At 65.2% G+C, this 26060-nt stretch carries 27 protein-coding genes and 1 tRNA gene; 15 read left to right on the top strand and 13 right to left on the bottom strand.

Translation table 11 applies throughout. The annotated features are described in order from the left end of the window. The first annotated feature begins 117 nt into the window (after window positions 1-117). Window positions 118-621 carry a sterol desaturase family protein gene (locus tag FG486_RS10690; protein WP_181267483.1) on the top strand — a complete coding sequence of 168 codons (504 nt, stop codon included), beginning with the start codon at window positions 118-120 and terminating at the stop codon, window positions 619-621. Window positions 622-702: 81 nt separating this feature from the next. Here FG486_RS10690 and FG486_RS10685 read toward each other — a convergent pair whose 3' ends face one another. Then, entirely contained in the window at window positions 703-1347 is a 645-nt protein-coding gene (locus tag FG486_RS10685; protein ID WP_066279615.1) for a PadR family transcriptional regulator, read from the bottom strand. A 128-nt stretch (window positions 1348-1475) separates the two neighbouring features. Here FG486_RS10685 and FG486_RS10680 point away from each other — a divergent pair, with 128 nt between their 5' ends. Beyond that, entirely contained in the window at window positions 1476-2795 is a 1320-nt protein-coding gene (locus FG486_RS10680) for a replication-associated recombination protein A (RefSeq protein ID WP_181267972.1), read from the top strand. On the opposite strand, the gene FG486_RS10675 is transcribed toward FG486_RS10680, so the two are convergent. Next, window positions 2792-3037: a hypothetical protein gene (locus FG486_RS10675; protein ID WP_181267482.1), complete on the bottom strand. Its 246-nt coding sequence runs from the start codon at window positions 3035-3037 to the stop codon at window positions 2792-2794. The two genes, FG486_RS10680 and FG486_RS10675, sit on opposite strands and share 4 nt — an antisense overlap. A 34-nt stretch (window positions 3038-3071) precedes the next feature. After that, window positions 3072-3359, bottom strand: coding sequence for a BrnT family toxin (locus FG486_RS10670; protein WP_181267481.1), 288 nt, complete (start codon window positions 3357-3359; stop codon window positions 3072-3074). Window positions 3360-3512: 153 nt separating this feature from the next. Between FG486_RS10670 and FG486_RS10665 the strand changes: the two genes are divergently transcribed. The 4 genes from FG486_RS10665 (at window position 3513) to FG486_RS10650 (ending at window position 6667) form a co-directional block, all read left to right on the top strand. Further along, complete coding sequence (locus FG486_RS10665; protein WP_181267480.1) at window positions 3513-4790, top strand: serine hydrolase domain-containing protein; 1278 nt, start codon at window positions 3513-3515, stop codon at window positions 4788-4790. Between the two features lie 5 nt (window positions 4791-4795). Further along, window positions 4796-5689, top strand: a complete 894-nt coding sequence (locus tag FG486_RS10660; RefSeq protein WP_181267479.1) for a hypothetical protein — start codon at window positions 4796-4798, stop codon at window positions 5687-5689. Between the two features lie 32 nt (window positions 5690-5721). Then, window positions 5722-5797: transfer RNA gene (locus FG486_RS10655), tRNA-Thr, on the top strand. Between the two features lie 126 nt (window positions 5798-5923). Beyond that, window positions 5924-6667, top strand: coding sequence for a hypothetical protein (locus FG486_RS10650; RefSeq protein ID WP_241695692.1), 744 nt, complete (start codon window positions 5924-5926; stop codon window positions 6665-6667). A gap of 16 nt (window positions 6668-6683) precedes the next feature. Here the strand turns inward: FG486_RS10650 and FG486_RS10645 are convergent, their stop codons facing one another. Beyond that, window positions 6684-7262 (bottom strand): superoxide dismutase family protein, encoded by a 579-nt coding sequence (locus FG486_RS10645; protein ID WP_137775317.1) that lies wholly within the window; start codon window positions 7260-7262, stop codon window positions 6684-6686. A 140-nt stretch (window positions 7263-7402) separates the two neighbouring features. Between FG486_RS10645 and FG486_RS10640 the strand changes: the two genes are divergently transcribed. Next, entirely contained in the window at window positions 7403-7846 is a 444-nt protein-coding gene (locus tag FG486_RS10640) for a PaaI family thioesterase (protein ID WP_066279642.1), read from the top strand. 8 nt (window positions 7847-7854) lie between these two features. Here FG486_RS10640 and FG486_RS10635 read toward each other — a convergent pair whose 3' ends face one another. Then, window positions 7855-8643 (bottom strand): DUF1499 domain-containing protein, encoded by a 789-nt coding sequence (locus FG486_RS10635; protein ID WP_181267477.1) that lies wholly within the window; start codon window positions 8641-8643, stop codon window positions 7855-7857. A gap of 169 nt (window positions 8644-8812) precedes the next feature. Between FG486_RS10635 and FG486_RS10630 the strand changes: the two genes are divergently transcribed. From FG486_RS10630 to FG486_RS10615, 4 genes are read left to right on the top strand one after another with little or no spacing between them, the layout of a single operon-like run. Continuing rightward, window positions 8813-9331, top strand: coding sequence for a GNAT family N-acetyltransferase (locus FG486_RS10630; protein ID WP_181267476.1), 519 nt, complete (start codon window positions 8813-8815; stop codon window positions 9329-9331). A gap of 60 nt (window positions 9332-9391) precedes the next feature. Further along, window positions 9392-9973, top strand: a complete 582-nt coding sequence (locus FG486_RS10625) for a DUF1285 domain-containing protein (RefSeq protein ID WP_181267475.1) — start codon at window positions 9392-9394, stop codon at window positions 9971-9973. Then, a complete protein-coding gene (locus tag FG486_RS10620) occupies window positions 9970-10560 on the top strand; it encodes a CoA pyrophosphatase (protein ID WP_181267474.1) in 591 nt (196 codons plus the stop codon). Before FG486_RS10625 ends, FG486_RS10620 begins: the two co-directional genes overlap by 4 nt. Beyond that, window positions 10557-11753 (top strand): tRNA nucleotidyltransferase/poly(A) polymerase-related protein, encoded by a 1197-nt coding sequence (locus FG486_RS10615; RefSeq protein WP_181267473.1) that lies wholly within the window; start codon window positions 10557-10559, stop codon window positions 11751-11753. Before FG486_RS10620 ends, FG486_RS10615 begins: the two co-directional genes overlap by 4 nt. Here FG486_RS10615 and FG486_RS10610 read toward each other — a convergent pair whose 3' ends face one another. From FG486_RS10610 to FG486_RS10600, 3 genes are all read right to left on the bottom strand, one after another. Then, entirely contained in the window at window positions 11754-13493 is a 1740-nt protein-coding gene (locus tag FG486_RS10610) for a putative bifunctional diguanylate cyclase/phosphodiesterase (RefSeq protein ID WP_181267472.1), read from the bottom strand. A gap of 74 nt (window positions 13494-13567) precedes the next feature. After that, window positions 13568-15880: a DNA topoisomerase IV subunit A gene (parC, locus tag FG486_RS10605; protein WP_066280870.1), complete on the bottom strand. Its 2313-nt coding sequence runs from the start codon at window positions 15878-15880 to the stop codon at window positions 13568-13570. Window positions 15881-15974: 94 nt separating this feature from the next. After that, window positions 15975-16736 carry a crotonase/enoyl-CoA hydratase family protein gene (locus FG486_RS10600; RefSeq protein ID WP_181267471.1) on the bottom strand — a complete coding sequence of 254 codons (762 nt, stop codon included), beginning with the start codon at window positions 16734-16736 and terminating at the stop codon, window positions 15975-15977. Window positions 16737-16933: 197 nt separating this feature from the next. Between FG486_RS10600 and purC the strand changes: the two genes are divergently transcribed. Next, on the top strand, window positions 16934-17713 hold the full coding sequence (gene purC / locus FG486_RS10595; RefSeq protein WP_023836390.1) for a phosphoribosylaminoimidazolesuccinocarboxamide synthase: 780 nt from the start codon (window positions 16934-16936) through the stop codon (window positions 17711-17713). 129 nt (window positions 17714-17842) lie between these two features. Next, the gene (locus FG486_RS10590) at window positions 17843-20827 is read left to right on the top strand and encodes an insulinase family protein (RefSeq protein WP_181267470.1); all 2985 of its coding nucleotides are present in this window, start codon (window positions 17843-17845) and stop codon (window positions 20825-20827) included. 2 nt (window positions 20828-20829) lie between these two features. Here FG486_RS10590 and FG486_RS10585 read toward each other — a convergent pair whose 3' ends face one another. Beyond that, the gene (locus FG486_RS10585; protein ID WP_023836388.1) at window positions 20830-20979 is read right to left on the bottom strand and encodes a hypothetical protein; all 150 of its coding nucleotides are present in this window, start codon (window positions 20977-20979) and stop codon (window positions 20830-20832) included. Between the two features lie 178 nt (window positions 20980-21157). Here FG486_RS10585 and purS point away from each other — a divergent pair, with 178 nt between their 5' ends. Beyond that, entirely contained in the window at window positions 21158-21391 is a 234-nt protein-coding gene (purS, locus tag FG486_RS10580; protein ID WP_110299146.1) for a phosphoribosylformylglycinamidine synthase subunit PurS, read from the top strand. Beyond that, window positions 21388-22062, top strand: coding sequence for a phosphoribosylformylglycinamidine synthase subunit PurQ (purQ, locus tag FG486_RS10575; RefSeq protein ID WP_181267469.1), 675 nt, complete (start codon window positions 21388-21390; stop codon window positions 22060-22062). The genes purS and purQ overlap by 4 nt, the downstream gene beginning before the upstream one ends. On the opposite strand, the gene FG486_RS10570 is transcribed toward purQ, so the two are convergent. The 4 genes from FG486_RS10570 to FG486_RS10555 all read right to left on the bottom strand — a co-directional run bounded on the left by FG486_RS10570 (window position 22063) and on the right by FG486_RS10555 (window position 26055). Next, on the bottom strand, window positions 22063-24366 hold the full coding sequence (locus tag FG486_RS10570) for a putative bifunctional diguanylate cyclase/phosphodiesterase (protein WP_241695779.1): 2304 nt from the start codon (window positions 24364-24366) through the stop codon (window positions 22063-22065). 420 nt (window positions 24367-24786) lie between these two features. Then, the gene (locus FG486_RS10565) at window positions 24787-25203 is read right to left on the bottom strand and encodes a GFA family protein (protein WP_241695691.1); all 417 of its coding nucleotides are present in this window, start codon (window positions 25201-25203) and stop codon (window positions 24787-24789) included. Next, window positions 25184-25591 carry an acyl-CoA thioesterase gene (locus FG486_RS10560; protein ID WP_181267467.1) on the bottom strand — a complete coding sequence of 136 codons (408 nt, stop codon included), beginning with the start codon at window positions 25589-25591 and terminating at the stop codon, window positions 25184-25186. Before FG486_RS10560 ends, FG486_RS10565 begins: the two co-directional genes overlap by 20 nt. After that, a complete protein-coding gene (locus FG486_RS10555; RefSeq protein WP_273301657.1) occupies window positions 25591-26055 on the bottom strand; it encodes a MarR family winged helix-turn-helix transcriptional regulator in 465 nt (154 codons plus the stop codon). The genes FG486_RS10560 and FG486_RS10555 overlap by 1 nt, the downstream gene beginning before the upstream one ends. Window positions 26056-26060 lie beyond the last annotated feature (5 nt).

Below are 26060 nucleotides of genomic sequence, written 5' to 3'. Positions count from 1 at the left end.
CTTCGCTGGTCGCTTGGCAGAACCCTTCCCCCAAATCCAGCGCGGATTTGGTTGCCGTTGCAACCGGGACAATATGCCCTCTTCAATCGGGGGGCGAATGCGCCTATTCTTGGCGTTATGCAGGTCCTGATCAACTTCGGCATCGTAATAGCCTCTGTCGCGTTCATGGAATTCGTGGCGTGGTGGAGCCACAAATATGTGATGCACGGCTGGGGCTGGGGCTGGCACCGCGACCATCACGAGCCGCACAACAACACGTTCGAGAAGAACGACCTCTACGCGATCGTCGGCTCGGCGATCTCGATCAGCCTGTTCGTCATCGGGGCCTGGCTTTGGGAACCGGCGACCTGGATGGGCGTGGGCGTGATGATCTATGGCATCATCTACACGCTGATCCATGACGGGCTGGTGCATCAGCGCTATTTCCGCTGGGTGCCCAAGAGCGGCTATGCCAAGCGCCTCGTCCAGGCGCACAAGCTGCACCACGCGACCATCGGCAAGGAGGGCGGCGTGAGCTTCGGCTTCATCGTCGCCGAGGACCCGGTGAAGCTGAAGCAGGAGCTCAAGCGCCAGCGCGAGGCAGGGATTGCCGTCGTGCGGGACTCGGTCGGCGCAAGCTGAACATGGCAAAACGGGCCTGACGGCTTTTCGACCATCAGACCCGCTTTCTGTCCATCCGCCCCCGTAAAGGGGACGTGGCGATTACAGCCGCTCGATCTTGCGCGCGGCTTCGTCGAGGATTTCGGCGACCTGGTGCTTGAACTCGGTATCCACCTCGCCGCTGGCGAGACGGTGCGCCATCGCGGCCATCAGATTGCCGACCGCACGGCCGATCTGCGGGCCGCCGGCGCGCTGTTCGCGCTCCTCGCCCGCTTCCGTCAATCGGGCGATCAGCGCATCGGCCTCGTCCCGCTTTTCCGCCAGCTCCGCGACGCCCGCATCGGTGATGCGGAACGCCTTGCGCGATCCTTCCGTCTCCGCCGAAGCGATCAGGCCCGTATCCTCCAGCAGGCTGAGCGTGGGATAGACCACGCCGGGGCTTGGGGCATATTGGCCGCCGGTCATCTCCTCGATCGCCTTGATCAGGTCATAGCCGTGGCGCGGTTCCTTCTCAATCAGGGCCAGCAGCACGAGCCGCAATTCGCCGCCATCGAACATCCGCCGACGCCCGCGCGGTCCACGACCGCCGCCACCACGTCCGCCCCGGCCACCGCCTTCGAAGCTGAAATTGCCAAAATCCCAGTCGCCACCCCAGCCGCGGCCACCAGGGCCAAAGCTCATGGCGATAAAGGGCTTCATGCGGCCTTCCCAGCCGCCGCGCGGGCCACCGCCCATTCTGAAACGCATAGTCATATCGATTCTTACTCCTGTGTATCTCGATGGGTCTAAGATATATCTTTATGCATCTTCGTCAAGAGGCGAAATGCGACGACCTGCCCTTTCGCGATTTTGCGCGAGCGGCTAGCGTGCTCCCGATGAGCGACCTGTTCGACACCCTTCCCGCCGACAGCCAGGCTGACCCTGCGCCTGGCCCCGATGCGCCGCTGGCGGACCGGCTGCGGCCGCGATCGCTGGACGAGATCATCGGCCAGGATCATCTCACCGGACCGGAGGGCGCGATCGGGCGGATGGTCGCGGCGGGCAAGCTGTCCTCGATGATCCTCTGGGGTCCGCCCGGCACCGGCAAGACCAGCATGGCGCGGCTGCTGGGCGAGGCAACGGGGATGCGCTTCGTCGCGATCTCTGCCGTGTTCTCGGGCGTCGCCGACCTCAAGAAAGCCTTTGCAGATGCCGAAAGGATGGCGGGCGCGGGCCAGCGCACCCTGCTGTTCGTGGACGAGATCCACCGCTTCAACCGCGCGCAGCAAGACGGGTTCCTGCCCTTTGTCGAGCGCGGCACGGTGGTGCTGGTGGGGGCCACGACCGAAAACCCCTCGTTCGAACTCAACGCCGCCTTGCTCAGCCGCAGCCAGGTCCTGATCCTGCGGCGGCTCGACGAGGCGGCGCTGGCCGAGCTGATCGCGCGCGCCGAGCGGCTGACAGGCAAGACGCTGCCGCTGACCGAGGATGCCCGCGCCGCGCTGATCGCCTCGGCCGATGGCGATGGCCGCTTCCTGCTCAACCAGGTCGAGACCTTGCTGTCGATCCAGGTCGATGCCCGGCTCGACCCGGCGGAGCTGGCGGCGTTGCTGCACCGCCGGATGCCGGTCTATGACAAGGACCGCGAGGGGCATTACAATCTCATCTCCGCGCTGCACAAGGCGATGCGCGGCTCCGATCCGCAGGCCGCGCTCTATTATCTCGCGCGAATGCTGGTGGCGGGCGAGGAGCCGCTCTACGTCCTGCGCCGGATCACGCGCTTTGCCAGCGAGGATATCGGTATGGCCGATCCGCAGGCGCTGGTGCAGTGCCTTACCGCCAAGGACGCCTATGCATTCCTGGGCTCTCCCGAAGGCGAGCTGGCAATCGTCCAGGCCTGCCTCTATTGCGCGACTGCGCCCAAGTCGAACGCCGCCTATGCCGCGCAACAGGCCGCGTGGAAGGCCGCCAAGGCCACCGGATCACTGATGCCGCCGCCCAATATCCTCAACGCGCCGACGAAGCTGATGAAGGATATCGGCTATGGCCAAGGCTATGCCTATGACCATGACGCGCAGGACGGATTTTCCGGCGCGAACTACTGGCCCGAAGAGATGGAACCGCAAGCCTTCTACCAACCGGTGGAACGCGGCTATGAAGCCCGCATCGCCGAACGCATGCGGGTGTGGGAGGACTTGCGGAAGCAGCGGGGTTAGGCGGCCTGGGCGAAGCTACGCCGAATCTGGTCGGCAGCGGCCACTGCATCCACCATATTCCGATAGGTCTGGCCGCTTCGGGCCAGCAGCTCCCCCTCTTCGCCGTAAAACAGCCAGCACCAGTTCTGCTCGCCTCGATCAACGAATTTGAATCCGGGGCTATTCGATTGCAGATCAGCAGGCGTCAGAGCGAATGTATCTTCATCGGCAGCGATAGCCGCATCGATCTCGCTATCTGTCATGGCACCGACACGCGCCCAGTCTGACCGGGCTGCCTCATTCCCCGTGGCCGAAACGCGATCTGAAAACCTCTCGCTCATATCTGCTCGCTCGCCTGGCACTGATCAGCCTGATTGCACCGCTACGAACGGTATATACCACGGCAATGATCCTGTCGTCACCCCGAGAGACTCCAAGGGCCAACAGCCTCAGTTCATCACCGGCTTCCCGGACAGCGGCCGGGTTGATCAGGTCACCCTCCCAGAACTCGGTTAACTCGCAAAAATCGATCCCGTGCTTTTCTAGATTGATCAAGCGCTTGGCTTCGTCCCATTCAAATTCCATAACGCCCTGCCCACGCTGGAGTGTTTGATGATGCCAAAGCCGTTCCGCCCTGCCCGCTTCACCCAAGCTATCGCAGGATTTACCCTGGCTCTAGCCCTGCTTGGCTCTCCAACGGCAGCGCAGCAGACACCCCCGCCCGCAGGCCCGACGCGCATGACGATGGCCGAGGCGGCGGGGTACAAGGCGCAGTTCCTGTGTTCGAGCCTCTGGAACGGCAACAAGACTCTCGCCGATATCGAGGCGGACGAGCTTTCGGGCATATACCCGCATATCGACCCGATCGTGCCGGGCCTGAAGGCCGAGATCGACGAAGCCGCGCATCAGGTGAGCGTCAGTTTCGCCGAGGACATGCCGCCGCGCGTTGCCCGGCACAATCCGGTCACCGGCTGCACCTCGATGCCGATCGGCTGGACCAATGACGGCCGCCGTCTGCCCGGCGAGGCGCTGGAGCGCGCGCCTGCTGGCAGTCTCGACGACCGCCCCTGGCCGATGGGTGATGCCGATGCCAGCGACCCACGCGTGATGATGATCACCCCGTTCGACACGCTGATCGAGAGCGCGTTCGATGCGAAAGCCTTTGGCGGCAAGACCAGCGGCGTGGTGATCGTCCACAAGGGGCGCATCGTGCAGGAACGCTACAAACAGGGGCACGACCTGCATACCGCGCAGCGCACCTGGTCGGTCGCGAAGTCAATCGCGGGCACCTATGTCGGCTTCGTCCGGCAGAAGGGCTTCACCATCCCCGAAACGCCGATCCGCGAATGGAACGTGCCGGGCGATCCGCGCCGCGCGATCACGGTCGATAACCTGCTGCGCATGGGCAGCGGGCTCGAGAGCGACAGCCCCGGCAACCGCACCGACGCGGTATACATGGGCGCGGGCGAGGTGCGCCAGTGGACCACGCAATGGCCGATGCTGCACAGGCCCGGCTCGATCTTCCGCTATGCCAATAACGACATCCTGCTGGCGACGCTCGCCGCGCGCGATGTTGCGCCCGACCTCCACCCGCACCAGATGTTCGACGCGATCGGCATGACGCGGACCTGGGCGGAGACCGACTGGCAGGGCAATTACATCCTGTCGAGCCAGGTCTGGACCACCGCGCGCGACATGGCACGCATGGGCCTTTTGTACCTCAATGACGGCATGTGGGACGGCCAGCGCATCGTGCCCGCCGGATGGCGCGACTATGTCACCAAGTCCAGTGGGCCTCAGCCGGACGGCCCGTTCGGCTATGGCGCGAGCTTCTGGCTGATGAACAGGAGCGAGGGCGTCCCCGCCGATGCGTTCGCGGCGATCGGCAATCGCGGCCAGTATCTGGTGGTGATCCCCAGCCGCGATCTGGTGATCGTGCGGCGCGGCTATGACAAGGCGGGCGACGGGTTCGACATTGCGAAGTTCACCGCCGAGGTGTTGAAGCAGCTTCGCTGAAGTCGATGCGCAAGTTCGAGCACTTTGCCTGTTTCGACTGGTCGGGCCAGGCAGTTGCACGCCCCAAGGGGTTGGCGCTGGCGACCATCGCCGCAGAAGACGGCGCGCGGCCCGAACTGCTGCGACCGAAAGTCGGCTGGTCGCGCGGCGCGGCGCTCGACTGGCTGCTCGACCATGCCGCAGCGGGGACCGACATGCTGATCGGGCTGGACCTTTCCCCCACCTTCCCGTTCGTCGATGCGGGCGGCTATTTCCCCGATTGGGAGCATAGCCCCGCCGACGCGCGCGGCCTCTGGGCGCTGGTCGACGGGCTGTGCGCCGAGGACGAACATCTCGCCGCGAGCAGCTTCGTGCGGCATGATGAGGCGCGGCGCTATTTCCGGCACGGAAAGGGCGACACTGGTGACCGCTTCGGCAGCCTCGGCACCGGGCGGCTGCGCGCGGTCGAGCATCACCAGCGCCGCACGAAACAGGCGAATAGCGCCAGCTGCTTCAACCTCGTCGGCGCAGCGCAGGTCGGCAAATCAAGCCTCACTGGCATGCGTGTGCTGCACCGGCTCGCGGGGCGGATACCCATCTGGCCGTTCGATCCTGTCCCGGAAACCGGCCCGGTGATCGTCGAGATCTATACCAGCATCGCCGCGCGCGCCGCGGGGGTTGCAGGCGGACGGAGCAAGGTCCGCGATGCCGACGCGCTGCATGAGGCGCTCGCCAATCTCGGCGCGCCGCCGCCTGCCCCGCTGCTGGCGCATGACGACCATAGCACCGATGCGCTGATCACCGCTGCCTGGCTGCGCGATGCCGCGCGCGATGCGGAGCTGTGGCACGCCCTGTGGCATCCGCCCATGCTCGATGACGCGATCCGCCGCACTGAAGGCTGGACCTTTGGCGTCAAATAGCGCATGGCACGCGGCGCAATCGCGATGGGTACGCCGCTTTAGCTCAGCTGGTAGAGCAACCGCCTTGTAAGCGGTAGGTCGTTGGTTCGAATCCGACAAGCGGCACCATGCACGGTCGCAATCAGGGGCTTGGGGGGCCGCAATCGCACGAAAGCTGACCTGTCGCTGATGGACTTCTCGCCCGCCGAAAACCTGCCCCAACCCGCATCCCGGTTTTCGCATTGGCGCGAAGCGTTGCGCTCGCGGTTTGGCGAGCGTGCTGGCGGCATCATCCTGGCGCTGATCGCCGAACTGCTGTTCGTGCTCGCCCTGCTATCGCTGTCGATCGCGCCGCCGGGCGAAAAGCGCGAAGAATCGCTGATGACGGTGTTCGGCGTTACGCCCGAACCAACGGCGGAAAAGACCGAGCAGGACAGCCCCAAGCCGGCGGAAAACGCCTCGCGCTCGCCCGAGCCTACCGAGCAGGAAGAGAGCCCGGTCGAAACGCCCAGCCCGGTCGTCTCTCCGCAGCCCTCGCCGATCCCGCCGCCGATCGTCGCGATCCCTTCGCCCCAGGCTGCGCCAGCCGCGCCGCCGTCACAGCCCAAGGCCAAGGCGGTGATCAAGCCGGGCCGTGTCTATGGCCCGATGGACAAGGGCGTGCCCGGCGACAGCGAGCGGGTCGGATCCGGTCCGAATGGCGAGCCGCTTTTCGCCGCCGCCTGGTATCGCGAGCCTTATGACGATGAGCTCAAGGGCTATCTATCGACCGCGCGCGGCCCCGGTTCGGCGCTGATCGCGTGTCGCACGGTGCCCGATTTCCGCGTCGAGGATTGCTACGAGATCGGCGAATCGCCGCAAGGGTCGGGGATCGCCCGCGCAGTGCTTGCCGCCGCCTGGCAGTTCCGCGTACGCCCGCCGCGCGTCGGCGGCGTATCCAAGGTGGGCGAATGGGTGCGCATCCGCATCGACTACGGCGTGCGCACCACCAGTCGCTGAAATTGCCGGTCGCTGATCAGCCGCGCGTAAAGACACCGCAAGCTAGGCGATCCCCGCTATCGCCCGAAGGATCGGTCTTCTGGTCGTCCGCCTTGGCGTGGATCACCAGAGCCGCCCCATCGGCATCGAGCATCTGATCGAGCTGCGCTTCGTCGAGCAGATAATCCATCCGTCCACTGCCGTCGCTCGCCACGACGAGATTGGGCATGTCGCCCGAATGCTGGCCCTGCGGATTGTTGAGACCATGTTTGGCACCCATGGGGTTCCAGTGGCCACCTGCGCTCTCGAACTTCGGTCCATCGCACTTGCCAGTCATGTGGACATGGATGCCATGCTCGCCTGCCGACATGCCCGTGGCATTGATGGCGAGGCGGATGCCGCCGTCTTCCTGCGTGGCCGTCACAGAGCCTGCATCCTTGCCGTCTGCGGTCTTGAGCAGCGCCTGTGCCGTGGCCGGAGCGGAATCGGCGGCCATATAGGCCCGTTCAGGCTCGTCCTGTGCGGCGGGCGCCTCGGCGTCATTGCTGCAGGCGGCGAGCGCGAGGCCAAGGGTCAGGCTGGTTGCGGTCAGAACTGTTCGGGCAGAGATCATCATGGGCTCCTGTCTTTGCCCAATTACCCCGCGCGCCTTTCTCCGGTTCCCGCACCAGCCCGGAAAGTCTGTTTGACAATGCGACGCCTTGCCGGTTGGTTGACCGCACCAGACGCCTTAACCGCTGCAGGAGAGAATGCCGCATGTCCCACGCCGTTGCCGTCAATCCCCCAACCGATCTCAACCAGGCGCTGGGCTTTGTCCGCGTCGTCGAACTCGATCCGGCGGGCCGTGCGACGATCGAATATCAGGCGGGCATGCACATGTGCCATTCGGGCGGCGTGGTTCAGGGTGGGTTCGTCACCGGCTGGATCGATGCCGCCATGGCCTATGCCGCCATGGCGATGACCGGCCCGGACGTCGTGCCGATGTCACTCGAACTGAAAGTCAGCTTCTTCGCGCCGGCGCGCCCCGGCCTGCTCACCGCGACCGCCTGGGTCGAGAAGCGCGGACGCAGCACCTGCTTTTTCGAAGGGCAGTTGCTCGACGCCGGCGGCAAGGTGCTGGCCAAGGCGAGTTCCACGCTGATGCTTGCCGACCGGGGACGGATCGAGCAGGCTTCGAGCGCGGCGCTGGCGACCGACTAGACTTGCGATTATTTCGGTGCAGCGGCCTGCAGGTCGCTCAGGAAGCTGCGGATCCGCTTGGCGTTGACGCCGAGATCGCTCTTGCCGACGCGAGAGACGCTGCGGACGTCGACTTCGCTGGTAAGACCGCCGGGGCCAGGCTGCACCCGCACCACGACATCGTCCTTGAACTTGAACAGCGAAACCGTGTCGGTCGCCTCAAGCCGCCCTTCCTCGGGCTTTGATGCGGCGATTTCCCAGCCACGCTCACGTGCGACCTCGGTGGCCAGCGTCACGGCACGGTCGACCGGCAGCTTGATCACCACCGTCTTCAGATCGCCATAGGCGCCGCGGTGCAGCACCTTCCAGCGCTCCTTGGCGTCCATGCCGGCATATTTGGGCTCGCCACGACCGGGAATGTCGGCAAAATCGTCGGGACGCAGCTTGAGCACCTGGAATTGCGGCGGGTTGTCGAGATTGGTGGTGATGTCGTGAATCTGCGGCACGCTGCGCGCGACATTGATCCAGTATCCCATGAAGCCGAGATAGGCGAGCGAGCAGACCAGTCCCATCACCGTCAGATCGCGGATGCGCTTGCCCTTCTTGCGATAGAGCAGCAGCACGATGAGCGAGAATACCAGACCCACCAGCGCCACGACAATGGCGGCTGCCACGGTGCTGACGCCGTTCAGCTTGCCCCACCAATCCTGGCCCGCACCGATCGCGCCGATCAGCGCCATCACGATCGATCCTGCCCCCAGCAACAGGCAAAGCCGTGCCAGCCAGATCGAACCATGTGGTTTTGCGGTCTCGTCCATGAACTCCCCCTGTTACGCGTACGTGTTGCCAGCAAGTCACACATAGGAAAGCGATGGCGCTTTGGCAAACCTTATGGGGAAGCCGGAGGGTCAAGAATTGCGCTCGACTCAAGGGCTTGCCGTCCCTAAGGGCGCGGATCGACGCCCTTTCCTTCTATCGTCTGGACCGATGACCGAATTCAACATTATCCCGCTGGATCAGGTGGATAGCGCCTGGGTTGAAGAACTGCTCGATCTGGTGTTCGGCCCGGAGCGAAAGAACCGCACCATCTACAAGGTGCGCGATGGCCTGACGCATCTGCCCGCGCTCAGCTTTGCCGCAGTCGATGGCGAGGGCTATCTGGTCGGAAGCATCCAGTGCTGGCCGGTCGCGCTGACCGATCCCGATGGGCTGGCCTATCCGATGATCCTGGTCGGCCCGGTCAGCGTCGCGCCCGATCACCAGGACCAGGGCATCGGCCGCGCGTTGATGGCGGCGGTGTTCGGCGCGATGGGCGTGGGCGAGAAGCTGCCGCTCGTGCTGCTGGGCGATCCCGAATATTATGGCACCCGCTTCGGCTTTACCGCCGAGCGCACCGGGGGCTGGACGCTGCCCGGGCCGTATGAGCAGCACCGGCTGCTGGCATTGGCGCGACCCGATTCGCTGATGCCCGAGCGGGGCATGCTGGGCCCCTGGCGGCTGAGCTGACACGCACGAGGCGGCATCGCCCTTTGCATCGCGCACCGGCCATGCTTATCTGGCACCTGCATGCCTTATGATCCGCCCCCCGAACTTCAGGACCTCTCGCTCGCCGATATTGCCGGCCTGGTCGCCGCGCGCAAATTGCCGCCGGTCGAGAAATGGACGCCCGCGCACCAGAGCGACAGCCATATGCGGATCGCCGCCGATGGCCGCTGGTATCACCAGGGCGGGCTGATCTCGCGCCCGGCGATGGTGCGGCTTTTCGCTAGCGTGCTGCGCCGCGAGCCGGACGGGCGTTACGCGCTCGTCACCCCGTTCGAGCAGCAATGGATAGAGGTCGAGGACGCGCCGCTGCTCGCGGTCGAGCTCAAGTCCGAAGGCACGGGCGACCAGCGCCGCCTCGCCTTCCGGCTCAACACCGACGAACTGGTCGTCGCCGGACCCGAGCGGCCGATCATCATGCGCGGCGATGCCGATGAACCCCGCCCTTATCTCGGCCTGTGGCGAGGGCTCGAGGCGCGGATCGAGCGCGCGGTCTATTACGATCTGGTCGAGCTGGCGCTCCAGGAGGCTGGCGAGGCCGATACCAGCCTGCCGATCTGGAGCGACGGCACCTGCTTCCGGCTCGACCGGATCGAGGACGCATGAGCCTGTACGACCGCCTGGCCGAGGCGCTTGCCGTCAGCCAGGGCATGGAATCGATCGACGAGGCGCATATCCGGCCTGACCGGGGTGTGCACATTCCCGCCGCCGTGCTGATTGCGATCACCGACCGCCCGCAGCCCGGCGTCATCCTGACCCAGCGGCCCGATTATCTGCGCAGCCATCCCGGCCAGGTCGCCTTTCCCGGCGGCAAGATCGACCCGGAGGACGAGGACGCCATCGCCGCCGCGCTGCGCGAGGCGGACGAGGAACTGGGCCTGTCGCCCGAACATGTCCGCGTGATCGGCACCGGCGATGTCTATCGCAGCGGCAGCGGCTTTGCGATCACCCCGGTGCTGGGCGTCATCCCGCCCGATCTCAGCTACTCGCCCAATCCCGGCGAGGTCGCCGACTGGTTCGAGGTGCCGCTCGATTTCGTGCTCGATCCTGCCAATCACGCGCGGCATTCAACCTTCTGGAAAGGCGCGCAGCGCCAATATGTCGAGATCATGTGGGGGCAAAGGCGCATCTGGGGGGTGACGGCGGGGATCATCGCCAATCTGTCGCGGCGGCTGGAAGGCGTGCTGGCGTGACGCGAATCGATGCTGAATGGACCCGGCGCGAGGACCTGCGCGCGATGCTTGCCGTGCTTGATGCCGAGGGTAATCAGTGCCGCTATGTCGGCGGCGCGGTGCGCGATGCGCTGCTGGGCATCGAGGCGACCGATATCGACATCGCCACCAGGCTGCTGCCCGAAGACGTGATCGCACGGCTGGAGGCGGCAGGCATCCGCGCGGTGCCGACGGGCCTTGCGCATGGCACGGTAACCGCCGTGATGCCGCGCGGCCCGGTCGAGATCACCACGCTGCGCCGTGATGTCACCACCGACGGCCGCCATGCCGAGGTCGCGTTCACCGATGACTGGCGCGAGGACGCCGCGCGGCGCGATTTCACGATCAACGCGCTGTTCGCCGATCCCGCGACGCTAGAGGTGACCGACTATTTCAGCGGGCTTGAGGACCTGGAGGCGGGGCTGGTGCGCTTTATCGGCGATGCAGGCGAGCGCATCCTCGAGGATCACCTGCGGATCCTGCGCTATTTCCGCTTTCACGCCCGCTTCGGCGGCGCGGTCGATGCTGAGGCGGTCGCGGCCTGCAGCGAACATGCCGAGCGGCTGAAGGCGCTGTCGCGCGAACGGATCGCACGCGAACTGCTGTTGCTGCTGGGCGCCGCGGACCCGCTGGCATCGGCACGGCTGATGGCCGATGGCGGGATCTGGAAGGTCGTGCTGCCCGAAATGGCAGAAAATGGTCTCGACCGGCTGGCCGAATTGCTGGCGCGCGAACACGCGCTGGGAGCCGAGCGCAATGCGCTGCTGCGGCTCGCGGCGCTGCTGCCCACCGAGCCGCTGCTCGCCGATACGGTGGCGGCGCGGCTGCGCCTGTCCAAGGCGCAGCGGCTCGCTCTGGCGCGCTTCGCAACGCCCTGGCCCGCCAGCGGCACGGCACGCCAGGTCGCGGCAGGTGTCCAGCCCGAGGAGCTGGTCGCCCCCTGGCTGCTGCTGCGCGCGCCCGATGCTATGCTGGCGACCGGGTGGCAGAGCCTGCAGGATTGGCAGGTGCCGGTTTTTCCGCTGGGCGGCCGCGACATCATCGCGCTCGGCATCCAGGCAGGACCGCAAGTCGCCAAGGCTCTGGGCGAGATCAGGCGCCGCTGGATTTTCGAGGATTTTCCAGAGGATGCGCGGCTTGCCGAGATTGCAGCCGAAGTCGCCGCCTCGGGCTGATCAGCTCATCCGCTCGATCATGAAATCATAGGCACGGCTTGCGGGAACCGGGGGCGAGTAGAAATAGCCCTGGCCGTAGGAGCAGCCGAGCGCCGCGAGCGTGTGCGCGATTTCCAGCGTCTCGATCCCTTCGGCGGTCGTTTCCATGTTGAGCGCCGAGGCGAGCGACAGGATCGCGCGGACGATCGCCACCTTGTCGCGCTCCTGCAGCATGTGCGTCACGAAGCTGCGGTCGATCTTGAGCACATCGATCGGCAGCTGCTGCAGATAGGCGAGGTTCGAATAGCCGGTGCCGAAATCGTCCATCGCCAGCGACACGTCGAGCGCACGCAGCGCGTTCATTACCTTGGCGGCGCGCGCGGGATCGCTCACCACCACCGATTCGGTGAGCTCGAGCATGATCCGATCGGGCCGGGTCTTGTTGGCGCGCAGGATGCCGGAGACCATGTTCGGGATATCGTCACGCGCGAACTGCGCCGCAGACACGTTGACGCTGATCTTCAGCGGCAGCTCCTCGCCCGCCTTCTTGTCCCATTCGTTCAGCACCTGGCAGGCACGGTCGAGCGCCCAGCGACCGAGCGGCAGGATCAGGCCGCATTCCTCGGCGACGGGAATGAACTCGGCGGGCGAGATCATTCCGTAATCGGGGTCCTTCCACCGTGCCAGCGCCTCGAACCCGGTGACGAAACCATTGCTGAGATCGATCAGCGGCTGGAAATAGAGTTCCAGCCGGTCGAGCTCGATCGCCTTGCGCAACTCGGTTTCCAGCGTGAAGCGACGGCGCGCCTTGTCGAGCTCCTCGGGGGTGTAGATTTCCGCCTGGCGGGTCTGCTTGGCGCGCTTGAGCGCGATCTGTGCCTGGCGGATGTAATTGGCGCAATCCGCCTGACCCTGCTTGCTCAGCGCGATGCCGATCGCGCCATCGATCTGGATTTCGAGATCGGACAATCGATAGGGGTCGGCGAACACGCTGCGAATACGGTTGGTGATCCGCATCAGTTCGCGCTCGTTGGTGCTGCGCAGCGGCACGAACAGGGCAAATTCATTGCCGCCGATCCGCGCCACGATATCGGTCTTGCGCATACGCCCCATCAGGCGCCGCGCGACGGTGATGATCAATTCGTCGCCAACGATGCTGCCGGCGCATTCGTTGATCTGGCTGAACCGCGCGATATCGAGCGTGAAGATCGCGAACGCACCCAGATTGCCGCGCCCCCCGATCGGCGCCTCGGCCAGCCGGCTCTCGACCTCATCCTCGAAACCGGCGCGATTGGGGAGGCCCGTAAGGCTGTCGCGCATCGTTTCGCGGCGGAAGCTGTCATGCGTCTCGATCTCGCTGGTGCGGTCGATCAGGCTGACCAGGAAATGCGGCCATTCCATGCCGCGCAGGTCCATGCGCGCCACGGTAACGTCATAGCGACGCGGCTTGACCGGATCGTGCGAAGTCCAGGGCTTGACCGCCTTGCCACTGTCGTTGCGATGGGCGACGGAGACCAGCTCGGCAAGCAGACGCAGGTCGAGCCCGTTCGGATTGCCCGGCGCCAGTTCGCGCTCCACGAACGCGGGATTGGCCGCCATCAGCTCCAGATCCTCGCCCGCGCGCATGACGACCGCAGCGGGAATCGGCAGCGGATCGAGCGCGGCGGCCACCATCGGATGCGCGCGCGCACTGCCGAACACGCCGGAACGATCCGGAACGCCCTTGCCGCGCGCTTTCGATGATGGAGTTGGACTTACCATGGTTAGTATCAGCTAACCGGGAAAGATGTAAAATTCACTTAAAGAATGGTCGAAAGCTGTTCGTGCAATCGAAATCAGCCATCGAACTTGTTGCTGCGGGGAAATCCATTCGGCGGAAGTCTTCCCGCCGCGCCTCGCGCCACGCGCCACAGCCCCATGTCCTTTTCGGTGCGTACGCGCCCGCTATCGCCGCCCATGGTCCAGCTGAGGCCTTCTTCGAGCCGGAAGGTCGTAGCGTCGGACAGCGATCCGTCGCGATAGCGTTGCAGCTGCACGCCCTGGCCGCGCGCCATCACCGGCAGCTCGGCGATCGGGAAGACGACCAGCTTGCGGTTCTCGCCGACCACCGCGACATGATCGGCGCTCGGCGGAACGGGGCGAATCACCATCAGCTTCACGCCGGCCTTGAGGTTCACCACCTGCCGGCCCTTGCGCGTTTCGGCGATCAGCTCCGCCATCTCGGCCAGGAAGCCGCGCCCGTTCGATGCGGCGAGCAGCAGCTTGCCCTGTGGATCATAAGGCAGCAGCGCCACGATCTGCGCCTCGTTCTCCATGTCGAGCATGCCGCGGACCGGCTCGCCGAAACCGCGCGCGCCGGGAAGCTTTTCCGCACCCAGCGTATAGAAGCGGCCATTGTCGAGCGCGAACAGCAGCTTGTCGGTGGATTGCGCGTGGAAGGCAAAGCCGGGGCCGTCGCCTTCCTTGAACTTGGTGAGCTCCGCCGCGCTGAGGTCCGCATGGCCCTTCATCGCCTTGATCCAGCCGCGCCGCGACATGATCACGGTCACCGGCTCGCGCTCGATCATCGCCTCGAGCGGAATTTCGCGCGCGGGCGCCGCTTCCTCGATCTTGGTGCGGCGCGCACCCAGCCGGCCCAGTTCGGTATTGCCCGAATAGAGCGCGCGCAGGGCCTTCAAATTCTTGGTCAGGCGCTGCTTCTGCAGCTTGGGATCGGCGAGCAGTTCCTCGAGCTCGGCCTGTTCGGCGATCAGTGCATCATGTTCGCGCCTGAGCTCCATTTCCTCGAGCTTGCGCAAGGACCGCAGCCGCATGTTCAGGATCGCCTCGGCCTGGCGGTCGGTCAGCTCGAACTCGGCCATCATCACCGGCTTGGGCTCGTCCTCGGTGCGGATGATCTCGATCACGCGGTCGAGGTTGAGATAGGCGATGATATAGCCGCGCAGCAGTTCGAGCCGCGCCGCGATCTTGTCCAGCCGGTGGCGGCTGCGGTTGACCAGGATCAGGATCTGGTGGCGCAGCCAGGATTCGAGCAGCGGCTTGATGCCCATAACCCCGGGCGTGCGTGTCTCGTCGAGCACGTTGAGGTTGAGCGGGAAGCGGATTTCGAGATCGGTCAGCCGGTAGAGGCTGTCCTTGAGTATATCGACATCGACATTGCGGCTCTTGGGCTCGATGACGAGGCGGATGGTCTCGTCCGATTCATCGCGGACATCGGCGAGGATCGGCAGCTTCTTCTCCGCGATCAGCGTCGCGATCTGCTCGATCAGCTTGCCCTTCTGCACCTGATAGGGAATTTCGCTGATGATCAGCTGCCAGGTGCCGCCGGGCAGCTTCTCGATGCCGGTCGGCTCCCAGTTGCCCTCGGCATCCCTGCCGGTCGAGTAACGCGCGCGCAGGCGGAACGCGCCGCGCCCGGTGCGATAAGCCTGGGAAATGCTCTCCGCGCTGTCGACCAGCACCCCGCCGGTCGCGAAATCCGGGCCCAAAAACACCGTCATGATGTCTTCATGCGTCGCTTCGGGCTTCTTGATCAGCAGCATCGCCGCATCGATGATCTCGAGGACGTTGTGTGACGGGATCGAGGTCGCCATGCCCACCGCGATGCCGCTGGCGCCATTGGCGAGCAGATTGGGGAACAGGCCCGGGAAGACCTCGGGCTCTTCCTCCTCGCCATTATAGGTGGGCTTGAAGGCGACCGTGCCTTCGTCCAGCCCCGCCATCAGCTCGATCGCGGTGCGCGTCAGCCGCGCTTCGGTATAGCGATAGGCGGCGGCGTTATCGCCATCGATATTGCCGAAATTGCCCTGCCCATCGACCAGCGGATAACGCAGCACGAAATCCTGCGCGAGGCGGACCATCGCATCATACACCGAGGCATCGCCATGCGGGTGATATTTGCCGATGACATCGCCGACGACACGCGCGCTCTTCTTGTAACCGCTCGCCGGATCGAGCTTGAGCTGCCGCATCGCCCAGAGCAGGCGGCGGTGGACCGGCTTCAGACCATCGCGCAGATCGGGCAGCGAGCGCGCGGTGATCGTCGAGAGCGCATAGACGAGATAACGGTCCGACAGCGCGCGGTCGAACGAGGTGTTCTCGATTTCGGGAATGTCGTCGCCGGAACCGGCGCTCGCCTCGTCTGCCATGCGTTGCGCCTAGCAGCGCCAACGCGCCAAGGCGAGAGGGCCAGCCCGGTTTTCTGGGGAAAATTTATCGCGAAAACGCCGCTGTGCCGGGCAATCAGAACGCGCCGTGCCGCCCCTTGCCCCCGGCAAAGCTCGCCGCGCCGGTCAGCGTCTCGCCGCTGGCGATCGTCTCACGCCCCAGCCTGGCCTCGAGCGCGATCGCCTCGGCCTCGGACAGCGACCATTGCGCGATCGCGCTGGCGCGATCATTGCGCAGGCATTGCTGCGGGAAGGCCGCGATCTGGCTGGCAAGCTCGACCGCGAGTTCGAGCGCGCCGCCGTGCCGGGTGACGCGGTTGGTGAGCCCCATTTCCTGCGCCTCTGCCGCGCCGACCTCGCGCCCGGTCAGCATCAGGTCCATCGCGCGCGCATGGCCGATCAGCCGCGGCAGGCGGATCGTGCCCATATCGACCAGCGGCACCCCGAAGCGGCGGCAGAAGACGCCCATCCTCGCGGTTTCCGCCATCACCCGCATGTCGCACCACAGGGCAAGCTCCATGCCGCCCGCGACGGCAAAGCCCTCGATTGCGGCGATCACGGGCTTGGTCAGCTGCATCCGCGTCGGTCCCATCGGCGCCATGCCGCTATCGGTGACCGGGCGCTTGTCGCCCTCGCTCAGTGCCTTGAGGTCCGCACCTGCGCAGAAATGGCCGCCTGCGCCATGCAGGATCGCGACATGGACGCTATCGTCGGCATCGATGCGCTCGAACGCCTCGAACAGGGCCTTTGCCGTTGCCGCATCGACCGCATTGCGCCGTTCCGGCCGGTTGATGGTGACGATCGCCACCTGCTGCTTGTGATCGATCTTGACGTTCATCGGCCTCTCCTTCGGCACCTGCGGATCGGTGCGATGATCATCCCCCTGTCCGGTTTCCTGACAGTAAACATGCGCGCCCGGACAGCGCAATTGCGCCCGCGCACCCAAGTCGCTATAGGGGCGCTGAGAGACGCCCCGGCCCTGCGTGCATTGGTTGCCGCACCGGGGCGTCCTGCTTTCTATCGGAGATACGTGCCATGACCCGCCGCCGCCAGATTTACGAAGGCAAGGCCAAGATCCTCTATGAAGGCCCCGAGCCCGGCACGCTGATCCAGTATTTCAAGGACGATGCCACCGCGTTCAACGCCCAGAAAAAGGGCACGATCAACGGCAAGGGCGTGATCAACAACCGCATCAGCGAATATGTGTTCACGCGGCTGGCGCATATCGGCATCCCCACGCATTTCATCCGCCGCCTGAACATGCGCGAGCAGCTGGTTCGCCAGGTCGAGATCGTGCCGATCGAGGTGGTCGTGCGCAATGTCGCCGCCGGATCGATCTGCAAGCGTCTGGGCCTGGAAGAAGGCCAGCCGCTGCCGCACACGCTGATCGAATATTGCTACAAGGACGACAGCTTGGGCGATCCGCTGGTCGCCGAAGAGCATATCGCGTGCTTCGGCTGGGCGAGCCAGGAGGAGATGCAGGACATCTCGTCCATGGCGATTCGCATCAACGATTTCATGTGCGGCATGTTCGCCGCGATCGGCATCCGCCTGATCGACTTCAAGCTCGAATTCGGCCGCCAGTTCGACGGCGATTTCTCGCGCATCATCCTGGCCGACGAGATCAGCCCCGATGGCTGCCGCCTGTGGGACATCGAGACCGGTGAAAAGCTCGACAAGGACCGGTTCCGCCGCGATCTGGGCGGCGAGGTCGAGGCCTATCAGGAGGTCGCGCGCCGTCTGGGCCTGCTCAACGAGGGCGGCGACAACGAGGTGCTCGATCTCGACAGCCACCGCCGCCGCAAGGGCAAATGATCGCCTGACCGCAGGGCGGATGCTTGACGCGTCCGTCATCTTGCGCGGGGTCTGACCCCGTGCAACATTTCCGCCACACAACAGTAAAAGTGGGTGGAGATGGATCGAGGCGGAAGGCTCCCCGGAACCGTGGCGAAATCGGCGCTGGCCGGCATGGCCGCTGCCGCGCTCGCGCTGCTCCCCGCCACGCTGCTCGCCCAGTCCGCCGCGCCTCCCCTGACTGATAGCAGCGCAGCGCCTGCGCCCCAGCCGGTGCGCGACGAGGCCGCGATTGCCGCCGCCTGGGGCTATGCCACCAGCGATCTTGCGCCCGATCCCGCCGTGCGCCTGGGCGTGCTGCCCAACGGCATGCGCTATGCCATCCGCAAGAACGCCACCCCGCCCGGCACCGCCGTGATGCGGCTGCTGATCGATGTGGGATCGACGGCGGAGAACGAGGACGAGCGCGGCCTTGCCCATTTCATCGAGCATATGGCGTTCAACGGCACCACCAACGTGCCCGAAGGCGAGATGGTCAAGATTCTCGAGCGGCTGGGGCTCGAATTCGGCGCGGATACCAACGCGTTCACCAGCTATGACCAGACCGGTTATCTGCTCGACCTGCCCAATGTGAAGGCGGAGACGGTCGACACCGCGCTCTATCTGCTGCGCGAGACCGCAAGCGAGATCCGCTTCGACCCCAAGGCGATCGATCGTGAGCGCGGGGTGATCCTCTCCGAACTGCGGACCCGCGCCAATTACGCGCAGCGCAACCGCGAATCTTTGTTCGAATTCACCGTGCCCGGCACGCGCATCGCCACGCGCTCGCCAATCGGCGACAAGTCGGTGATCGAGACCGCGCCAGCCGAGCGCTTCCGCAGCTTCTACGAGCGCTATTATACGCCCGGGCGTAGCACGCTGGTGGTCGTCGGCGATGTCGATGTTGCCGAGATCGAAGCGAAGATCCTGGCGAGCTTTGGCAACTGGGAGGCAAAGCACGGCGAAGCGCCCGATGTGCCACTGGGCAAGATCGATACCGCCCGCACCGATGAGGCCAACATCTTCACCCATCCCGCGATCGACGAGGTGGCCACCGTCCTGCGCTTCTCGCCTTATGTCGAGGAGCCCGACAGCAAGGCGACCCGCCGCGCCAAGCTCACCCGCGCGCTGGCCTACAACATCGTCGGGCGCAGGCTGGGCCGGATCGCGCGGCAGGAGAACGCCCCGTTCGTCGGCGCGTCGGTCGGGCGGTCGGACGTGTACAAGATCGCCAACCAGTCGGTGCTCAACGTCGCGACGCGCGATGGCGAATGGCAGCGCGGGCTGGAAGCCGCCGAACGCGAGCTGCGCTCCGCACTGCGCTACGGCTTCACCAAGGCGGAACTCGCCGAACAGCTCGCCAATTTCACCACCGGCTATGAAAACGCGGTGCGCGGGCAGGATACGCGCAGCAACGACCAGCTCGCCGACCAGATCATGGGCATGGCCAAGGACGGGATGATCGTCACCACGCCCGAGAGCCAGCTCGAGCGCTTTACCGCGCTGCGCGATGCGCTGACGCCGAAGATGCTGCTCGAGGCGCTGCGCAAGGATTTCGGTACGCTCGACAAGCCGCTGATCCACCTGGCCACCAAGGTCGATCCGGCAGGCGGCGCGGACGGCGTGCGCATGGCTTTCGCTCAGGCGCAGAAGACGAAGGTGGCCAGGCCCCAGGCGCGCGATGCGCAGGCCTTTGCCTATCAGGATTTCGGCAATCCCGGCACGGTCGTTGCGGACAGTCGAATCGAGGATCTCGGCATCCGCACCATCCGCTTTGCCAACAACGTGCGGCTGAACCTCAAGAAGACCGATTTCGACAAGAACCGCGTGCTGGTCTCGCTGCGCATCGACGGTGGCGATCTGCTCGCTTCGCGCGACAATCCTGAAGCGACCAGCCTGATGAACATCTTCGTCCGCGGCGGGCTGGAGGCGCACAGCCTCGATGATCTTTACTCGATCTTTGCGGGCCGTGCGGTGTCGCTGAATTTCGGCTCGGGCGAGGATTATTTCGGCGGTTATCTCGCGACCACGCCCGATGACCTCAAGCTGCAGATGCAGGTGCTCACCGCGTTCACCACCCATCCCGGCTACCGCAGCGAGGCGATCAACCAGTATCGCAGCTACCTGCCCAATTTCTATGCGCGGCTGAACGCGACACCCGAAGGCGCGATCGGCAGCCAGATCGGCGCGATCCTGTCGGACAACGATCCGCGCTTTTCGCTGGCCGACAAGGCGGTGTTCGAAAAGCTCACCTTTGACGACCTCAAGGCCGCGATCGGCGACCGGCTGGAAAAGGGTGCGATCGAGATCGGGCTGGTCGGCGATTTCGACGAGGAGCAGGCGATCGCCGCGGTTGCCGCGACCTTCGGCGCACTGCCCGAGCGCGAGGCCGAATTCCGCGACTATGACGAAGCCCGCACCCGCCAGTTCACCGCAAACCGCAGCCCGCGCGTGCTGCACCACAAGGGCGAAGCCGATCAGGCGATCGTCGAATTCTACTGGCCGACCACCGATGATCGCGATTATCGCGAGGACGTGCGGCTGCGCCTGCTCGCCGAGCTGCTGCAGATCAAGGTGACCGACCAGATCCGCGAGCAGCTGGGCGCCAGCTATTCGCCCGCGGCGCGCTCGTTCACCTCGTCCATCTATCCCGGTTATGGGTATATCCAGATCAGCACCAACGTCGCCTCGGCCGATGTCGAGAAGGTGTCCGAGGCGGTGCGCCATATCGCCGCTGAGCTTTCCGCCCCTGCCCCGCTGGCGGGATCGCCCTCGACACCCTCGCCGATCGCGGCCGACGAGCTGGCGCGCGCGCGCACGCCGATCCTGGAGAACATCGCCAACAGCGTGAAGAGCAACACCGCGTGGCTGGGTGTCGTCGACTCGGCGCAGAGCAAGCCCGCCAAGCTCGACCGGTTCCGCAGCGGCGGCACCGCCTTCGGCACGGTGAGCGCAGACGAACTGCTCGCCATGGCGCGCACCTATCTGTCGCCCGATCGCGCGCTGCTGGTCCAATCGCTCTATGAGGGCGCAGGGACGGGAACCGCGCTGGCCGCGCGCCAGTCGCCCGTCGCCGCCAACGCCGCGCCGCAATAGTTTCAGCTGCGGGTGCGGTATCCGCTGATGATGCCGAAGATGAACGACATGAACAGCGCCAGCTGGATGCGCCCGCCCGGGTCGCTCCAGCCCAGCAGCTCGTGGCCGAAGCCGAACAGTCCGATGAACATCGCCAGAGCCAGACCTGCCATGGTTTCCCCCCGCATATTTGCTCAACAAACGCTATGCCGTAGCGATTGACAGGGCTTTGTTAGGATAGGTTAACGCAGCCACCGCCTAGCGCGAACCATGTCTGCCGCGATGCACCCCCTTGCCCCTTTGCCGCCGGACGCTATAGGGCAGGCCAGAAACCCAGCCAGGAGGACGCCGATGAAGGCCCGCATCCATGTGACCCTGAAAGACGGCGTGCTCGATCCCCAGGGCCGCGCGATTCATCACGCGCTCGAAGGCCTGGGCTTTGGCGGTGTCGAGGATGTCCGCGCCGGTCGGCTGATCGAGCTGACCCTGGCCGACGGCACCAGCGACGAGGATATCGACGCGATGTGCCGCAAGCTGCTCGCCAATATGGTGATCGAGAACTATCGGGTCGAGAAGGTCGCATGAAGTCGGCGGTCATCACCTTCCCCGGATCGAACTGCGACCGCGATCTCGCCGTCGCGATCGAGCGGGTGACGGGTCACGCGCCGATCCGGCTGTGGCATGGCGAGCAGTCGCTGCCGGAAGGGCTCGACCTGATTGGCGTGCCCGGTGGCTTTTCCTATGGCGACTATCTGCGCTCGGGCGCGATGGCGGCACGCTCGCCGGTGATCGGCGCGGTGGTCGAGGCGGCAGAACGCGGGGTTGCAGTGCTCGGCATCTGCAACGGCTTCCAGATCCTGACCGAAGCCGGGCTGCTGCCCGGCGCGCTGATGCGCAATGCCGGCATCCGCTTCGTCTGCCGCACGGTCGGCCTGACGGTCGAGAACACCTCCAGCCGCTTCACCAGCCTGTATCAGGCGGGCGAGACGATCCGCATCCCGGTTGCGCACCATGACGGCAACTATTTTGCCGATGAAGCGACGCTCGACCGGATCGAGGGCGAAGGCCAGGTGGCGTTTCGCTATGCCGAGCCGGTCAACGGATCTGCGCGCGACATTGCTGGCGTGCTCAATGCAAGGGGTAACGTCCTCGGAATGATGCCGCACCCCGAGCGGGTGATCGAGGCGCAGCACGGCAATACCGATGGCGCACGGCTGTTCGAAGGCCTCGCCCGCACGGTGCTGGAACGCGCCTGATCAGCCGAACATCGCGGTCTGCTGCCCGCCGAACAGGCTCTGCACATCGTCGGCGGTCATCGGGCGACCGTAGAAATAGCCCTGGATCTTCTTGCATCCCAGGTCGCGGATGACCCGCACCTCGTGCTCGGTCTCGGCGCCTTCCGCCGTGGTCGACATGCCCAGGCTCTCTGCCATGGCCACCACGGCGCGGATGATCGCGATGCTTTCCTGCGCCCCCCTCGCTGCGCCCTGCACGAAGCTGCGATCGACCTTGATCGTGGTGAAGCGGGTCTTGCTGAGATAGCCCAGCGCCGAATAGCCGGTGCCGAAATCGTCGAGCGACAGCCCCACGCCCAGCGCGAGGATCTGGTCCAGCGTCTCGCCAGCGCGTGATCCTTCGCGCAGAAACACGCTTTCGGTGACCTCCAGCTCCAGCCGCTGCGGCGCCAGACCGGTTTCCGACAGCGCCTCGACCACGGTTTCGACAAAATCGGGCTCATAGAGCTGTTCGGCCGAGACGTTGACGGCCACGCGGACATTGGCCGGCCAGGTCACCGCCTCGCGACAGGCGCGGTGCAGCACCCAGTTGCCGATCGGCACCACCAGCCGGGCGTCTTCGGCCAGCGGGATGAAGCGCGCTGGCGATACCTGGCCGAATTCGGGATTGGACCAGCGGATCAGCGCCTCGAACGCGACCAGCGACTCGCTGCTGGCATCGACCACCGGCTGATAGGCTAGCGAGAACTCGTCCTTTTCGAGCGCCTTGCGCAGCGCAATTTCCATGACGCGGCGTTCTTCGGCATGGCTGTGCAGCTTGGGCTCGTACACATTGTGACGGCCGCCGCCCTCGTCCTTGGACCGATAGAGCGCCAGATCGGCGCTGCGCATCAGCGTCTCCACCGTGCGGCCGTCGCGCGTTCCGGTGGCAGAGCCGACGCTCGCGCCGATGAACAGCGTGTGCTGGTCCACCTCATAGGGCCGCGACAGCACGTCGATGATGCGGCCCGCCAGGTCCGAAATGCGCTGCCCGTCACCGGTATCGCGCATCACGACCGCGAACTCGTCACCGCCCAGACGGCCGCACAGCTCGTCCTTGCCCATCAGCGAGCGCAGCCGCAGCGACACCTGCGCAAGCAGCCGGTCGCCGACCAGATGGCCGAGCGTATCGTTGACCGACTTGAACCGGTCGAGATCGATCATCAGGAAGCCGCAGCGGCAATTCCACTGTTCGCATTCCTTGAGCGCGCGGTCGAGCGCCTCGGTGAGCTGGAGGCGGTTGGGCAGGCCGGTCAGCGTGTCGAACCGGGCGAGGCGTGCGATCTTCTCGGCGCTTTCGCGACTTTCGGTCACGTCCGAGCCGACCCCGCGGAAACCCATGAATGTGCCGTTGTCGTCATAGCGCGGCGAGGCCGACAGTTCCCACCAATAGGTCTTCTCCTCGCCGTGCACCTTGACGACGAGGTTCGAGAAGCTTTCGCGCTTTGTCAGCTTGTCCGACAGGATATGCAGGCTGGGGGCAAGATTGCCGCTCTCCCAATGCTTGCCGGCGATCAGCTGGGTCAGCGGCATGCCCTCGATCTCGCTCGCCTCGCGGCCGGCGGCAAAGGCAAAGCGCGGGCTGGCGGCGACGATCCGGCGCCCGGCGTCGATCTGCCACAGCCAGTCGGCATCGCCTTCCTCGAATTCGCGCAGCAACAGGCTGACCACCTCGTCCTTTTCGGCAAGGCCCTGCTCGGAGAATTTGAACATCAGATAGGCGCGCGCATTCTCGAAGCCCGACAGTGCGAGCAGGATCGAGAAGCAGACAATCGCCCCGACCGTGACGATATTTTCGCCCTGCCAGAAGGCGATCACCGATGCTGCCATCAGCACCAGGTTGAACACGAAGGCACCGAGCGGCAGCGCGTTAAGCAGCAGCGTGCCGCCGACCACCAGCGCGGCCAGGATCGTCCAGACCGCAGCGAGTTCCATCTGGGTCGCCATCGGTGCGAATACCAGGATCGGCACGCACCAGACAAAGGCGATCAGGCTGGTTGCAGCGACCAGCTGAAGCACGAAACGGCGGGCGACATGATCGTGATTGACCATGCCGCTGTGGCGGTAAAGCACGGTGGGAAAATACAACGAGGCGCCCAGCATGCCCATCCATCCAGCCAGCTGCCAGAGCGGCACGAAACCGCTGAACAGCTGGCAGACCATCAGGCCAAGGACGAGATTGGTGACCACGCGCAAAATGGCATAGCGGGCCAGTCCGGTATATTGGATCGCGCGGAAATGATCCCAGTCGCCCTCGGGAGGGTCGCACAGGCCGAGAAGGGCCATGACCGGCAGGTCGCGCGCGGTCGAGGGTTTGGCGGGGGTCTTGCTCACCCGGGCGACATAGCGAAACAAAGTTAGCGAAGGGTAACCGGTAAAGACGGTTTCGCTGCCGGGCCATGCAGGGATTTGAAGGATATGATCGGGGCACCTTGCCTGCAACCGGCGTTGATCCGCAGGTTGCAGGCCTTGGCGAACTGGCCTGCTGCCGCACTCGTGCGGCCGCGTCTCAGATCAGATGACGGCCAGCATGATCACGGCGCTGCTCACGAAGGCAGCGGCCAGATTGAATGCAATACGCATGACGAACTCCTGACGAACTATGGAATTGGCCGCGCAGACATCCTGCTCTCTGTCAGGGTACTTAGGTCATAATTGCTGTCCTACAAGTGCAATTGATTCGCATGCACTTGCACAAAACGCAATTCAATCATCCGTCAGGGCAGCGCGCGCTGCCTCCCAGTTTCGCCCGTCGAACGCTTCGGTTTGCGCCTCGACGCCGTGCCCGTCGTCAAGGCAGCGATAGTCGACCGACCAGCTGTCGGGGTGCGATCGCGGCTGGTAGAAGCTGCGGATTCCGCAGGTCCGGCAGAACAGATGCTCGGCAGCGCCGGTGCCGAAACGATAGCTGGTGAGCTGGTCCTGGCCGGAAATCAGCCGGAATTGGTCGTGCGGAACGATCATGTGCAGAAAGCCGGTCTTGGCGCACATCGAGCAGTTGCACGCGAGCAGCTTCACGCGCGCCTCCACATCCGCCTCGAAGCGAACGGCACCGCAATGACAGCCCCCCTGCACCGTGACAGGAGGCCCGAGCTTCTCGCCTTCAATCGACCGTTTCGACAAGCATCCGCGCCCTGATATCGTCTGGCCAGGCAATCGCGCTGGCCTTCACAAGGTCCATGCATACCAGAGTGGCCGAGGCCCGCAACCGCGTCTCCTCGCCGCAGCGCACGGCATAGCGTACCGCGCAGGAGGATCGCCCGACCTTTTCGACCGCCAGATCGATCGACAGCAAATCGCCCAACCGGCTGGGCGCGGCAAAATCCGCCTCCAGATGCACGGTCGGAACGCCGATCTGCCGGTCGAGATGCATGGTCTTGAAATCGACCCCCACGATATCGGCGAAATATTGCTCGACCGCGGCGTTGAGCATCTCGAAATAGCGCGGATAGAAAACGATGCCCGCTGCGTCGACATGGGCGAAGCGCACCGGCAGTTGCAGCACCTGCATCAGCGTTCCTCCGACTGGTCGAGCGAGCCACGCAGCACGGCGAGCAGCCTGTAGAGCTGGTCGCGATCGTCAGCGCCGATCCCGGCGAACATTTCTTCGACCCAGCCGTGATGCTCGCGGGCGACGGTGGCGAAGTGCGCGCGCCCCTCGTCGGTCATCGTGACGATCGAGCTGCGCCGGTCATGTTCGGGCTTGATGACCGACACATGGCCCAGCTTGGCCAGCTGCTGGACCACCGCCGTGACATTGCCGTTCGAGACCAGCAGCCGCTGCGACAATTCGGTCATCGCCAGCCCGCCCGGCTCTCGCTCGAGCGCGGCGAGCACATCGAAGCGCGGCAGCGTGGTGTCGAACTGCTCGGCCAGACGCCGCCGCAGCCGCTTTTCCGCGATGGTGGTGCAGCTGAGCAGCCGCAGCCAGAGGCGCAGGTTTGGATTGGGCTGGGCTTCGGATGCGCCGTGCACGTCCC

Source organism: Blastomonas ursincola, from assembly GCF_013607875.1.
Taxonomy (GTDB): Bacteria; Pseudomonadota; Alphaproteobacteria; order Sphingomonadales; family Sphingomonadaceae; genus Blastomonas; species Blastomonas ursincola.
Note: the sequence above shows the minus strand (reverse complement) of the source record. Positions and strands in the feature narration are given on the sequence as shown.

What these genes read in the sequence shown, in the direction of transcription:
- FG486_RS10635 (WP_181267477.1), bottom strand. Translation starts at nt 8,643, where the DNA reads ATGGACGAGACCGCAAAACCACATGGTTCGATCTGGCTGGCACGGCTT.
- FG486_RS10585 (WP_023836388.1), bottom strand. Translation starts at nt 20,979, where the DNA reads ATGGCAGGTCTGGCTCTGGCGATGTTCATCGGACTGTTCGGCTTCGGC.
- FG486_RS10640 (WP_066279642.1), top strand. Translation starts at nt 7,403, where the DNA reads ATGTCCCACGCCGTTGCCGTCAATCCCCCAACCGATCTCAACCAGGCG.
- FG486_RS10610 (WP_181267472.1), bottom strand. Translation starts at nt 13,493, where the DNA reads ATGGTAAGTCCAACTCCATCATCGAAAGCGCGCGGCAAGGGCGTTCCG.
- FG486_RS10600 (WP_181267471.1), bottom strand. Translation starts at nt 16,736, where the DNA reads ATGAACGTCAAGATCGATCACAAGCAGCAGGTGGCGATCGTCACCATC.
- FG486_RS10680 (WP_181267972.1), top strand. Translation starts at nt 1,476, where the DNA reads ATGAGCGACCTGTTCGACACCCTTCCCGCCGACAGCCAGGCTGACCCT.
- purQ (WP_181267469.1), top strand. Translation starts at nt 21,388, where the DNA reads ATGAAGTCGGCGGTCATCACCTTCCCCGGATCGAACTGCGACCGCGAT.
- FG486_RS10620 (WP_181267474.1), top strand. Translation starts at nt 9,970, where the DNA reads ATGAGCCTGTACGACCGCCTGGCCGAGGCGCTTGCCGTCAGCCAGGGC.
- FG486_RS10630 (WP_181267476.1), top strand. Translation starts at nt 8,813, where the DNA reads ATGACCGAATTCAACATTATCCCGCTGGATCAGGTGGATAGCGCCTGG.
- FG486_RS10690 (WP_181267483.1), top strand. Translation starts at nt 118, where the DNA reads ATGCAGGTCCTGATCAACTTCGGCATCGTAATAGCCTCTGTCGCGTTC.
- FG486_RS10685 (WP_066279615.1), bottom strand. Translation starts at nt 1,347, where the DNA reads ATGCGTTTCAGAATGGGCGGTGGCCCGCGCGGCGGCTGGGAAGGCCGC.
- FG486_RS10660 (WP_181267479.1), top strand. Translation starts at nt 4,796, where the DNA reads ATGCGCAAGTTCGAGCACTTTGCCTGTTTCGACTGGTCGGGCCAGGCA.
- FG486_RS10645 (WP_137775317.1), bottom strand. Translation starts at nt 7,262, where the DNA reads ATGATGATCTCTGCCCGAACAGTTCTGACCGCAACCAGCCTGACCCTT.
- FG486_RS10675 (WP_181267482.1), bottom strand. Translation starts at nt 3,037, where the DNA reads ATGACAGATAGCGAGATCGATGCGGCTATCGCTGCCGATGAAGATACA.
- FG486_RS10665 (WP_181267480.1), top strand. Translation starts at nt 3,513, where the DNA reads ATGACGATGGCCGAGGCGGCGGGGTACAAGGCGCAGTTCCTGTGTTCG.
- purC (WP_023836390.1), top strand. Translation starts at nt 16,934, where the DNA reads ATGACCCGCCGCCGCCAGATTTACGAAGGCAAGGCCAAGATCCTCTAT.
- FG486_RS10625 (WP_181267475.1), top strand. Translation starts at nt 9,392, where the DNA reads ATGCCTTATGATCCGCCCCCCGAACTTCAGGACCTCTCGCTCGCCGAT.
- FG486_RS10670 (WP_181267481.1), bottom strand. Translation starts at nt 3,359, where the DNA reads ATGGAATTTGAATGGGACGAAGCCAAGCGCTTGATCAATCTAGAAAAG.
- FG486_RS10570 (WP_241695779.1), bottom strand. Translation starts at nt 24,366, where the DNA reads ATGGCCCTTCTCGGCCTGTGCGACCCTCCCGAGGGCGACTGGGATCAT.
- purS (WP_110299146.1), top strand. Translation starts at nt 21,158, where the DNA reads ATGAAGGCCCGCATCCATGTGACCCTGAAAGACGGCGTGCTCGATCCC.
- parC (WP_066280870.1), bottom strand. Translation starts at nt 15,880, where the DNA reads ATGGCAGACGAGGCGAGCGCCGGTTCCGGCGACGACATTCCCGAAATC.
- FG486_RS10560 (WP_181267467.1), bottom strand. Translation starts at nt 25,591, where the DNA reads ATGCAGGTGCTGCAACTGCCGGTGCGCTTCGCCCATGTCGACGCAGCG.